Raw genomic sequence first — 10,828 nt, forward strand, 5'->3', positions numbered from 1 at the left:
CGGGCCGGCGAATTCCGCCGTTCCGTTCGACCGTCCGGGGGTTGCGGGCGCCGCCGCGACCGTAGGTCCGCCTCAGTGACGACGGCGGGCTCCCGCTCGGCGTGGGCTCGTGGCCTGCGAATGTTCTCTTGCGGTGCCCTCACCTTGGCAGAGGGCCGGGTGGTGCGGCGATGATGTCGGCGGCGGGTTCGCGCCGTGGCCGCTTCCCGCCAGGAACGGTACGAAGGGGTGGGTGGACGGGTTGCTGGGTGCGATAGGTCTCGACGAGGGGCAGGAGTCGGCGTACCGCGCGCTGGTGGCGCTGGGCGCGGCGGAGGTGCCCGATCTCGCGCACCGGCTGTCACTTCCCGTGCGGCAGACCGAGGGGGCGCTGCGGCACCTGGAACGCCACGGCCTCGCGGCGCAGTCCTCGGCCCGTCCCGGACGTTGGGTGGCGGCCCCGCCCGGCGTGGCCTTGGGGGCCCTGCTGACCCAGCAGCGGCACGAATTGGAGCGGGCCGAGCTGGCGGCGACGCTGCTGGCGCAGGAGTACCGGGTGGAGGCCGCCGAGCCGGCGGTGCACGACCTGGTGGAGGTGGTGACGGGCGCGAGCGCGATCGCCCACCGCTTCGTGCAGCTCCAGCTGGGGGCGGTGCAAGAGGTGTGCGCGCTGGTCGACAGTCGCCCGGAGGTGGTGACGGGCGCGGAGAACGAGGCGGAGGAGCGGGCCGTCGTACGGGGCGTCGCCTACCGGGTCGTCATCGAACGGGAGGTGCTGACCCAGCCGACGGGCATCCGCGAGGCGACGACCGCGCTGGCGCGCGGCGAGCACGTCCGGGTCACGCCGCGGGTCCCGACGAAGCTGATCATCGCGGACCGGAGTCTGGCGATGGTGCCGCTGACGGCACCGGGCGCGGAGCCGACGGCCCTGGTGGTGCACGCCTCGGGGCTGCTGCACTCCCTGTCGGGCCTGTTCGAGGCGGTGTGGCGGGAGGCGCTCCCGCTGCGGCTGGGCGCCACGGGCTCGGCGGAGCAGTCCGCGGACACCCCCGACGCCACCGACCTGGAGATCCTGAGCCTGCTGCTGGCCGGGATGACGGACGCGAGCGTGGCCAAGCACCTGGAGCTGGGCCTGCGCACGGTGCAGCGGCGGGTCAAGGGGCTGATGGAGCTGGCCGGGGTGACGACACGGCTGCAACTCGGGTGGTACGCGTACGAGCGGGGCTGGGTGGCCCGATAGGTCGGGGTCGGTCACGCTGGGCAGATGGATCTGCCTCAGCTACTCCTGGTGGGGCTGGTGTTACTGCTCGGGCTGCTGGGGGTGATGGTGCCTGGCGTCCCGGGGACCTGGCTGGTGTGGGCCGGGCTGCTGTGGTGGGCCCTGCACCAGCGCTCGTCGACCGCGTGGGTCCTGCTCGTGGCATCGACGGGGTTGCTGCTGGTGGTGCAGGTGGTGATCTGGCTCCTGCCGCCGCGCCGGCTGCGGGGCGTGGGCATCCACCGCCGGATGGTGGTCTACGCGGGCGCCGGCGCACTGCTGGGCTTCGTCCTGATCCCGGTCGTGGGAGCCGTCCCGGGCTTCTTGGGCGGCGCCTACCTGAGCGAGCGCCTGCGCCTGGGTTCCCACGGCGAGGCCCGCGCCTCGGTCCGCGCGGTGATGCGCGCGGTGGGGACGAGCGTGTTGGTGGAACTGCTGGCCTGTCTGATCGTGACGGCGGCCTGGCTGGGCGCGGTCCTCGGGGCGTAGCGGCGTGCCTCGGCTCCGGGCCTGCCGGAGGAGCGAGACCTGCCGGCGAAGGCTGTCTTGAGCAGCCGCCCGCAAGCGGGGTCGCACGGCCGGTACGTCGGGGCGCCGGCCCCGGGGCGCGGGCGGAGCCCTGATGCCCGTACGTGTCCGGCCCTCCTCGCCCGGCAGTGGGCCGCGGCCGGCTCCACCACACCTCCGCACGGCCGAGTCGGCTCGGGGCCCCGGCCGTTCCCGCTGGTGGGCCACGCCCGTTGGAGCTTCCGCTGACGGCGGGTGGCGTCGGTGGTGCGGAAGGCGCATTGCGGGCCGTGGGGGCGGGGGATTGGATGTGGGACAGACAGGTACGGCGGAACCCGCCGGAGACGGAGCCGGTACCGAAGGAAGCGCATGGCATCCCTGCTCGCCGGCTGCACGCCCTGGCCCGAGGAGTTCGTCGACCGCTACTGGGCGGCGGGACACTGGCGCGGGTACACACTGGACAACCTGTTGCGCGATTGGGCCCGGCAGTACGGGACGCGGACCGCGCTCGTGCACGGCGACGCACGCCTCACGTACGCGGCTCTGAACCGGCGCGTGGAGCGGATGGCCGCCGGGTTCCGGCTGCGGGGCCCGCGGCCCGGACAGCGGGTCGTCCTCCAGTTGCCGAACGTCCCCGAATCCGTCGTCTCCTTGTTCGCGCTGATGCGCGCCGGCCTGGTCCCCGTGGTGTGCCCGGTCTCGTACCGCGGGCCCGCGGTGTCCCACCTCGTACGGGTCACGCAGGCCGTCGGTTACGTCGGCCCCTCGACGTACCAGGGCTTCGACCACACGGCGATGGTCTCGGAGATCGCGCGTCGCGACGCCCCTGCTCGTTCCGCGCACCCACGACGACTACGCCTACCAGGTGCGGGCCGCCGCCGAGTCGGTGTCGCTCACCGAGGACGACGTGTACCTCGCCGTGCCGTCCGTCGAGTCCACCTTCGCCCTCGGCGGCCCGGGGATCGTCGGCACCCTCTCCGTCGGCGGCACCGTCGTGCTGGTCGAGGACGCGGGGCCGGTCGCGTGTCTGCCGGTCATCGGGCGGGAGCGGGTCACCGTCACGTCGGTCACGCCGGCCGTCGCCCGGCACTGGCTCGACCTCCTCCCCACGATGGAGGCCGACGTGAGCAGTCTGCGTCTGGTGCAGATCGGCGGCGCGCCCGTGGACCGGGCGACCGCCGAACGGATGGAGGCCACGTGGGGCTGTCGCCCGCAGCAGGTCTTCGGCCGGCCCGAGGGGCCGCTCACGCTCACCCGGCGCGCCGATCCGGACGAGACCGTATTCACCACACACGGCCGCCCACTCTCGCCCGACGACGAGATCCGCCTGGTCGACGCCCACGGCAGGGACGTGCCCGACGGGGAACCGGGGGAGCTCCTGGTCCGCGGTCCTTACACCCCGCGCGGCTACTACCGGGCGCCCGAGCACAACGCGCGCGCCTTCACCGCCGACGGCTACCTCCGCACCGGCGACCTCGCGCGGCGAACCCCGGACGGCAACCTGGTGGTCACCGGCCGCCTCGCGGACGGCGTGTGAGGAGCGGGTTCCCGGGGGCGGGGTGCGAGGCTGCCGGTATGACGACGGCATTCGAGGGTTTCAGCGAGGTGGAACTGTCATACCTCCGGTCGCAGCGGCTGGGCCGGCTGGCGACGGTGGACCCGGCCGGGCAGCCGCAGGCGAACCCGGTGGGGTTCTTCCCGCAGCAGGACGGCACGATCCTGGTCGGCGGGGCGTCGATGGGCACGACGAAGAAGTGGCGCAACCTCAAGGCCAACCCGAAGCTGTCGCTGGTCGTCGACGACCTGGTGAGCACCCGCCCGTGGCGCGTCCGCGGCATCGAGATCCGCGGCCACGCCATGCTAGAGGTCGGCACCCACGCGCTGGGCCCCCACTTCAGCCCGGAGGTCATCCGCATCCACCCGACCCGCGTCTTCACCTGGGGCCTGGACGAGACGGAGGGCACCTCCAGCCTCGCCGGCGCTTGAGGCGCGGGGCCGGGGCGGAGCCCCGGACCGCCCGGCGCAGCCGGGGCCCCGCAGCGCGACGGCGCCGCGGACGAACCGCCCCGCCCCCGCTTCGGCCCCGGCCGCCCGGGCCGTCAGACCCGACCGCCCCGCTTCGCGGAAAAGTTGGCCCGGCCCTCGGCCGACTTCAGCCGCCAGTCCCGCCGGATCTCCGACCGCAGCCTCGCGTCCGTCTTCGCCACGATCCGCTGGTTCTCCCGCAGCAGCTTCCGGTAGCTCTGCAGCCGCCGCTCGGCCAGCGCCCCCGACTCCACCGCCGCCAGCACCGCGCACCCCGGCTCCGCGACGTGCGCGCAGTCGTGGAAACGGCAGTCGGCGGCGTAGTCCTCGATCTCCGAGAACACCTGCCCGACGCCCGCCGCCGCGTCCCAGAGCCCGACACCCCGCAGCCCCGGGGTGTCGATCAGCACGCCCCCGCCCGGCAGCGCCAGCAGGTTGCGCGTCGTCGTGGTGTGCCGGCCCTTGCCGTCGACCTCGCGGGCCTCCTGCACCTCCATGACGTCCGCCCCGAGCAGCGCGTTGGCCAGGGTCGACTTCCCGGCGCCGGAGACGCCCAGCAGGACGCTCGTGCCGCCCGACGCCACCGCCGCCAGCACGTCCGTGCCCTCCCCGGTCAGGGAGGACACCGTCAGTACGGGCACGCCCGGGGCGGCGGTCTCCACGTCCCGGACGAGGTGGGCGAGCACCGTCGGGTCCGGTACGAGGTCCGCCTTGGTCAGGACGACCAGCGGCTGCGCGCCCGACTCCCAGGCGAGCGCCAGGAAGCGCTCGATCCGGCCCAGGTCGAGTTCCACGGCCAGGGATACCGCGATGACGGCGTGGTCGACGTTCGCGGCGAGGATCTGCCCCTCGGAGCGCTGCGAGGAGGTGGACCGTACGAAGGCGGTCCGGCGCGGCAGGTACGCCTTGACGTAGCGGGGGTTTCCGGCCGGTTCGACGGCGGCCCAGTCACCCGTGCAGATGACCCGCAGCGGGTCTTGGGGGGTGACGAAGGCGCTGTCGGCGCGGACGACGCCGTCCGCGGTCATGACATCGCACTGGCCCCGGTCGACCCGCACGACCCGGCCGGGCAGCAGGCCCTGCGCCTCGTACGGGGCGAACGCGGCCGCCCACGCGTCGTCCCAGCCGAATGCGGCGAGGGGGTGCGGCGCGGCGGAAGCGTGCGTGGAAGAAGAACCAGAAGAGGAGAAAGACAAGGGGAACCCTTCACAGGGTGGCCCCGGCAGCGCGCGCTCGACGGCGCGCGGAGAGGTGTGTGGTCAGCCGGAGGCCACGGGGGTGGCATTGACGGTCTTCCGAGTGCGGGCAGCGCCCTGCGTCACGACAGTCATCAATGGACTCACCTCCGGGTCATGCACGAACTGGCCGTTCCCCGACGGTGCTGCGGGAACGGGCTCACCGTAACAACGCCGCTTCCGCCAATGCCAACTGTTTTTCGGCCCGTTCCCACCGGACCGCCGTCAGTGCTTGCGCAGGCGCGCCGAATAGTCGTCGGGCGGCAGGAAGTTCGACCAGCGTTCGGGGAACTCCGAGGGCATTCCGGCGTCCTCGTCGTCCTCGGACTCCCCCTCGGCCAGCGCCCGCCAGGCCGCCGCCCGCGCCACCAACCGCGCCGCCTCCGCCTCCCGCACCCGCTCGTTCGCCTCGCGGGCCGCCGCCGTGGCCAGCGAGGGCCAGACGCGGTCGATGGCGGCGTTGACGGCCGCGCCGACGAGTACGGCGAAGGCCGAGACGCCGATCCACAGCAGCACCGCCACGGGCGCGGCCAGGGAGCCGTAGATCGTCGGCCCCTCGACGGTGTTGGTCAGGTAGATCCGCAGCAGGAACGAGCCGAGCACCCACATGGCGAGGGCGACGAGCGCGCCGGGCACGTCCTCGATCCACGGGGAGCGCACGGGAACGGAGACGTGGTAGAGCGTCGTCAGGAAGGCGATCGAGAGCAGGGTGACGATCGGCCAGTACAGCACCGCGATCACTTCCGTGCTCCAGGGCACCCACCGCACCACGGCGTCGGGGCCCGCCACCATCAGCGGCAGCACGATCGCGCCGATCACGAGGGCGACCACGTACAGCAGGAAGGCCAGCAGCCGGGTCTTGACGATGCCGCGCTGTCCGTCGAGGCCGTACATCACGGTGATGGTGTCGATGAAGACGTTGACGGCGCGCGATCCCGACCACAGGGCGAAGGCGAAGCCGATGGAGATGAGGTCGGGCCGGCCGCCGCGGGTCACGTCGTCCAGCATCGGTCGCGCGATCTCGTTGACGCCCCGGTCGGACAGGACGGTGCCGACCGCCCGCAGGATGTTCTCCTCGATGCTGGCGACGAAGGTTCCGCCCGTCCAGCCGTCCACGTACCCGAGCAGGCCCAGGAGGCCGACGAAGAGCGGCGGGAGCGAGAGGAGGGTGAAGAAGGCCGCTTCGGCGGCCAGACCGAGGATGCGGTACTCGACGCACGAGTTGACGGTGTCCTTGAGCAGCAGCCAGCCCATCTTGCGCTTGGACACGTTGCGGTAGAGCGCGCGGGCCCGGTGGAGCCGTCCCGGCCGCCCTGGGATCCGCTCGGGTGTTTCTTTTGCTGGCTGCACGTCCTTACGGTATCCGCATGGCAGCCACCACCCACACAGTGACCAATCAGGCCCCGCCCCTTGTGGGCTACGACGCCTACTCCGGCGACCGGGCCCTGACCGAGGGCATCGAGCGCCACCTGGCGGAGGCGCCCCCCGCGCTCCTGGGGGAGGTACGGGAGGAACTCACCTCCCTGGGGCTCGCGACGGGCTCGGAGCAGGCACAGCTCTGGGGGGTGCAGGCGAACGCGAACCCGCCCGGGCTGCGTACGCACGACCGGTACGGGAACCGGATCGACGAAGTCGAGTTCCACCCGGCGTGGCACCGGCTGCTGGGGCACGCGGTGACGTCCGGGTTGACGGACGCGTGGGGGCGTCCGGCCGGGCACCTGCGCCGCGCGGCGGGTTTCTTCCTGTGGTCGCAGGCCGAGGCGGGGCACGGCTGCCCGGTCTCGATGACGCACGCGGCGGTGCCGGCGCTGCGCACGGACCCTGAGCTGGCCGCCGAGTGGGAGCCCCGGCTGACCTCGCACGTGTACGAGGAGGGGTTGCGGCCGCCCGGGCGGAAGGCCGGCGTGCTGTTCGGGATGGGCATGACGGAGAAGCAGGGCGGCAGCGACGTCCGGGCGAACACGACGGTGGCGAAGCCGCTGGACGCGTCCGGCGAGTACCTGCTGACCGGGCACAAGTGGTTCTGCTCGGCTCCGATGTCGGACGGCTTCCTGGTGCTGGCGCAGGCTCCCGGGGGGTTGACCTGCTTCCTGGTGCCGCGGGTGCTGCCGGACGGGACCCGCAACGCCTTCGCGATCCAGCGGCTCAAGGACAAGCTGGGGAACAAGTCGAACGCGTCGGGCGAGGTGGAGTTCGACGGGACGTGGGGGCGCCGGGTCGGTGAGGAGGGGCGGGGGGTGCGGACCATCATCGAGATGGTCGCGGCGACCCGGCTGGATTGCGTGATCGGTTCGGCGTCGCTGATGCGCCAGGCGTTGACGCAGGCCGTCCACCACGCGGAGCACCGCTCCGTTTTCGGAGCACGGCTCATCGAGCAGCCGCTGATGCGCAACGTCCTGGCCGACCTCGCGCTGGAGTCGGAGGCCGCGACCGTACTGACCCTGCGCCTGGCGGCCGCCTATGACGCCGGCACGGAGCAGGAGCGGGCCTTCCTGCGCCTCGCGGTGCCCGCGGCCAAGTACTGGGTGACCAAGCGGTGTACGCCTATGGTGGCGGAGGCCTTGGAGTGTCTGGGCGGCAACGGCTACGTCGAGGAGTCGGGTCTGCCGCGCCTGCTGCGCGAGTCCCCGCTCAACTCGATCTGGGAGGGGTCGGGCAACGTCCAGGCGCTGGACGTGCTGCGCGCCCTGCAAAGGGAGCCGCAGGCACTGAACGCGTTCCTCCAGGAGGTCGGACTGGCCCGGGGCGCCGATCACCGGCTGGATTCGGCCATCAAGGACCTGCTGACGGACCTCGCGGATTTGGAGGGCATCGAGGCCCGGGCCCGGCGGGTCGTGGAGCGGATGGCCCTGGTGCTCCAGGGTTCGCTGCTGGTGCGGTGGGCTCCGGCGCAGGTCGCGGACGCGTTCTGCGCATCGCGTCTCGGCGGCGACTGGGGGTCGGCCTTCGGGACGCTGCCGTACGGCTTGGACCTGCGAGCGGTGGTGGAACGGGCCCGGATCGCCGGCTAGGAACGGTCCCCAAACCGCTCCCCGCCTGGATCCGTGCCCGCTGACCCGAGACCGGGGGCGGCGCCGCGCCGACTCGGCGCCGCCCCTGGTCCGAGAAGCCCCGAGGAAGGAGCTGTCACGCCGCTCGGCGGCGTGCCGATAGTTTCGGTCGGGCGACCGGAGGTTGGCGAGGGTTGCAGACCGTTGCAACCCTTCACCCGTCGAACCGGTCGAACCAGTCACGCGGTCAGCGCCGCCACACGGCCGGCGCCTCGACTGTTCACGGGGAGGTTCCGGTGTCCGACACCGCAGGCAGCACGGTCGATGTGGCGCGCATCTCCGCCATGGACGCGCGGGCGGCGGCGCGTCTGCTCAAGGGAGTACGGGCGGCGGCGCTGGCCGGTGACCGCCTGCCGGCCGCCCCGCGCCCGGAGATCGCGGAGTCCTGGCGGCGGATGCTGGCCGGCGGTGTGCACCCGGACCGGGACGCGCGCTCGCGGCTGCTGTCGGCCGCCGAGACGGAGGAGCGGCGGCAGGTGTCGCCGCTGCGGGAGGTCCTCCCGGTGCTGCGCGAGGGCCTGCTGCCCGCGTTGGACGAAGCCCTGCACATCATGGTCGTCGCGGACGCGGACGGGCGGCTGCTGTGGCGGGAGGGGCACTCCTCGATCCTGCGCCGGGCCGACCGGCTGGGGTTCGCGGTGGGCGCCGACTGGGCGGAGGCGGTGGTCGGCACCAACGGGGTCGGCACCTCCCTGGTGACCCGCAGGCCGGTCCAGGTGTTCTCGGCGGAGCACTTCGTCTCCAGCCACCACGACTGGACCTGCGCCGGGGCCCCCGTACGCGACCCCCGGGACGGTCGGCTGCTGGGGGTGGTCGACGTCAGCGGCCCGCTGGCCACCATGCACCCGGCGACGCTCGCCTGGGTGACCTCGGTGGCCCGGCTCGCCGAGCGGGAGCTGCGGATCCGGCACCTGGAGTCCCTGGAGCGGCTGCGGACGGTCGCGGCCCCGCTGCTGGCGCGGCTGCCGGGCCGCGCGCTGGCCGTGGACCCGCAGGGTTGGACGGCCGCCGTGACCGGGCTGGCCCCTGCGGACCGGATCCCGCTGCCGAAGGGGTTCGGGCCGGGGCGGGTGTGGGTGCCGCAGCTCGGCCACTGCGCGGTGGAGCCGCTGCCGGGCGGTTGGCTGCTCCGGGTCGAGGAGTCGCGCACCGGTTCCGGCGCCGCGAGCCGGGTGGTGCTGGACCTGAGCCGGGCCGGCTCGTGGTCGGCGACCGTGTACGGGGCGGCGGGCAGCTGGTCCCTGGAGCTGAGTCCGCGCCACGCCGAGCTGCTGTTCCTGCTGGCGGAGAGCCCGCGCGGACGCTCGGCGGCGGAACTCGCCGCCGAGTTGTTCGGGGACCCGAGCCGGACGGTGACGGTCCGCGCGGAGATGTCCCGGGTGCGCCGGAACCTCGCCGGGGTGTTGACGCACCGGCCGTACCGCTTCGCGCAGGACGTGGAGGTGGAGCTGATCCGTCCGGCGGTCGCCGCGCAGTTGCTGCCGCATTCCACGGCGCCGGCGGTGGTCAGGGCCCGCGTGGGCGGGTCGGGCGCCCGGGGGGTCGTGGACGGCATGTGATTCCCTGGCCCGCATGAGCACGTTCACGCTGACCACCTGGTCCCTGGAAATGACCTCGCCCGACGACCTCGCGCCGGCGGCCGTACCCGGCCCGGAGATCACGATCGCCCGGGCGGAAGTGCCCTCGCCCGAGTTCAGCCGGTTCCTTTACACCTCGGTGGGCGGGGACATCCACTGGACGGACCGGCTGTCGTTGACCCGCGCCGAGTGGGTGGAGCGGTTGGAGCGGCCCGGGGTGGAGACGTGGGTGGCGTACGACCGCGGGACGCCGGCGGGGTACGTCGAACTCGACCCGCAGCCCGACGGGGTGGTGGAGATCATGTACTTCGGCCTCCTGCCGGACTTCCGCGGCCGCCGGATCGGGGGGCACCTGCTGGCGGTCGGGACGGCCCGCGCGTGGGACCTCGCGGAGCGGTGGCGGGATCTGGCGCCCACCCGCCGGGTCTGGGTGCACACGTGTAGCCAGGACGGCCCGACAGCGATGGACACCTACCTGCGGCGCGGCTTCAAGGTCTTCAAGACGGAGACGGAAGAGAAGCGGTCCACCCCCACCCCGGGCCCCTGGCCGGGCGCGTAGCTCCCGGGCCGGGTGACCCCGCAGGGGTCGGCGTGGCGCCGGGGCGACGGGGGCCGTGCGGGTGCGCCGCCGCCGCGCCCGAGCCGCCCGCGCGGGCGGCTCGCCCGCTTGTCCGGCCGGCAGGGCCCGCCGCGTACGGTGTTCATCGTCGCGAGCGGCATCGTCGTGGAGCTCCCGACGTCTTCGCGCAGAGGCGTGGGCGACGCGGTGACCGCAAAGCCGCACTGGGCGCGTTTCGGGACCGGTCCGGCGTGACTCCTGTCACGTCGTACCAGGATGCGAGACGACTTCGTCCGCATCGTGGACAGTAGTGGACTCCTCCAATCGCGCCATGCCACGCTTCCGCCATGAATGGAGCTGGAATTGCCTTGGTGAGTCGGCGGCACGTCGACCTCGGCCGCATGTCCAGCGCCATCTGTCCGGCGCGCTGACGGAACCAGCACCCGCCGCACATCGCCGCCGTCCCCGCTGCCGCGGACGCGTCGACCCCGAGGCCGCACGGCCTCCGCAAGCCCCCTGACGGCTGAAATCCGCCCTGCCCACCGGCACAACCGGACCCGGCGCGGCCATCAGCCACACCTGCTCAGCGTGCAGGGGTCACGCCGCCGCTCCCCCTGCCCTTGCCTTGAGCCGCCGAA

At 73.4% G+C, this 10,828-nt stretch carries 10 protein-coding genes and 1 pseudogene; 9 read left to right on the forward strand and 2 right to left on the reverse strand.

Annotation, left to right across the window (positions count from 1 at the left end; all coding sequences use genetic code 11):
• Nucleotides 1-241 precede the first annotated feature (241 nt).
• From ABZ934_RS04105 to ABZ934_RS04125, 5 genes and pseudogenes are all read left to right on the forward strand, one after another.
• Entirely contained in the window at nucleotides 242-1,219 is a 978-nt protein-coding gene (locus tag ABZ934_RS04105; protein WP_361308721.1) for a helix-turn-helix domain-containing protein, read from the forward strand.
• Nucleotides 1,220-1,243: 24 nt separating this feature from the next.
• Entirely contained in the window at nucleotides 1,244-1,726 is a 483-nt protein-coding gene (locus ABZ934_RS04110; protein ID WP_361308238.1) for a DUF456 domain-containing protein, read from the forward strand.
• A gap of 387 nt (nucleotides 1,727-2,113) precedes the next feature.
• Nucleotides 2,114-2,452: pseudogene (locus tag ABZ934_RS04115) on the forward strand (AMP-binding protein); the annotation flags it as partial.
• A gap of 157 nt (nucleotides 2,453-2,609) precedes the next feature.
• Nucleotides 2,610-3,281 (forward strand): AMP-binding protein, encoded by a 672-nt coding sequence (locus ABZ934_RS04120; RefSeq protein ID WP_361308240.1) that lies wholly within the window; start codon nucleotides 2,610-2,612, stop codon nucleotides 3,279-3,281.
• 38 nt (nucleotides 3,282-3,319) lie between these two features.
• Complete coding sequence (locus tag ABZ934_RS04125) at nucleotides 3,320-3,730, forward strand: PPOX class F420-dependent oxidoreductase (protein WP_361308723.1); 411 nt, start codon at nucleotides 3,320-3,322, stop codon at nucleotides 3,728-3,730.
• A 113-nt stretch (nucleotides 3,731-3,843) separates the two neighbouring features.
• Here ABZ934_RS04125 and rsgA read toward each other — a convergent pair whose 3' ends face one another.
• Nucleotides 3,844-4,965, reverse strand: a complete 1,122-nt coding sequence (gene rsgA / locus ABZ934_RS04130) for a ribosome small subunit-dependent GTPase A (protein WP_361308242.1) — start codon at nucleotides 4,963-4,965, stop codon at nucleotides 3,844-3,846.
• A gap of 264 nt (nucleotides 4,966-5,229) precedes the next feature.
• Nucleotides 5,230-6,354, reverse strand: coding sequence for a YihY/virulence factor BrkB family protein (locus tag ABZ934_RS04135; RefSeq protein WP_361308244.1), 1,125 nt, complete (start codon nucleotides 6,352-6,354; stop codon nucleotides 5,230-5,232).
• 17 nt (nucleotides 6,355-6,371) lie between these two features.
• On the opposite strand from ABZ934_RS04135, the gene ABZ934_RS04140 reads away from it, so the two are divergent.
• The 4 genes from ABZ934_RS04140 (at nucleotide 6,372) to ABZ934_RS04155 (ending at nucleotide 10,621) form a co-directional block, all read left to right on the forward strand.
• Nucleotides 6,372-8,015 carry an acyl-CoA dehydrogenase family protein gene (locus ABZ934_RS04140; RefSeq protein WP_361308246.1) on the forward strand — a complete coding sequence of 548 codons (1,644 nt, stop codon included), beginning with the start codon at nucleotides 6,372-6,374 and terminating at the stop codon, nucleotides 8,013-8,015.
• Nucleotides 8,016-8,338: 323 nt separating this feature from the next.
• Entirely contained in the window at nucleotides 8,339-9,613 is a 1,275-nt protein-coding gene (locus ABZ934_RS04145; RefSeq protein WP_361308725.1) for a GAF domain-containing protein, read from the forward strand.
• 13 nt (nucleotides 9,614-9,626) lie between these two features.
• Nucleotides 9,627-10,190: a GNAT family N-acetyltransferase gene (locus ABZ934_RS04150; protein ID WP_361308248.1), complete on the forward strand. Its 564-nt coding sequence runs from the start codon at nucleotides 9,627-9,629 to the stop codon at nucleotides 10,188-10,190.
• Nucleotides 10,191-10,537: 347 nt separating this feature from the next.
• Complete coding sequence (locus ABZ934_RS04155) at nucleotides 10,538-10,621, forward strand: putative leader peptide (protein ID WP_312847410.1); 84 nt, start codon at nucleotides 10,538-10,540, stop codon at nucleotides 10,619-10,621.
• Nucleotides 10,622-10,828 lie beyond the last annotated feature (207 nt).

This window comes from Streptomyces sp. NPDC046557, from assembly GCF_040645975.1.
GTDB lineage: Bacteria > Actinomycetota > Actinomycetes > Streptomycetales > Streptomycetaceae > Streptomyces.

Coding starts and splice junctions, on each gene's coding strand:
- ABZ934_RS04155 (WP_312847410.1), top strand. CDS start 10,538: ATGAATGGAGCTGGAATTGCCTTGGTGAGTCGGCGGCACGTCGACCTC.
- ABZ934_RS04110 (WP_361308238.1), top strand. CDS start 1,244: ATGGATCTGCCTCAGCTACTCCTGGTGGGGCTGGTGTTACTGCTCGGG.
- ABZ934_RS04145 (WP_361308725.1), top strand. CDS start 8,339: ATGGACGCGCGGGCGGCGGCGCGTCTGCTCAAGGGAGTACGGGCGGCG.
- ABZ934_RS04150 (WP_361308248.1), top strand. CDS start 9,627: ATGAGCACGTTCACGCTGACCACCTGGTCCCTGGAAATGACCTCGCCC.
- ABZ934_RS04140 (WP_361308246.1), top strand. CDS start 6,372: ATGGCAGCCACCACCCACACAGTGACCAATCAGGCCCCGCCCCTTGTG.
- ABZ934_RS04125 (WP_361308723.1), top strand. CDS start 3,320: ATGACGACGGCATTCGAGGGTTTCAGCGAGGTGGAACTGTCATACCTC.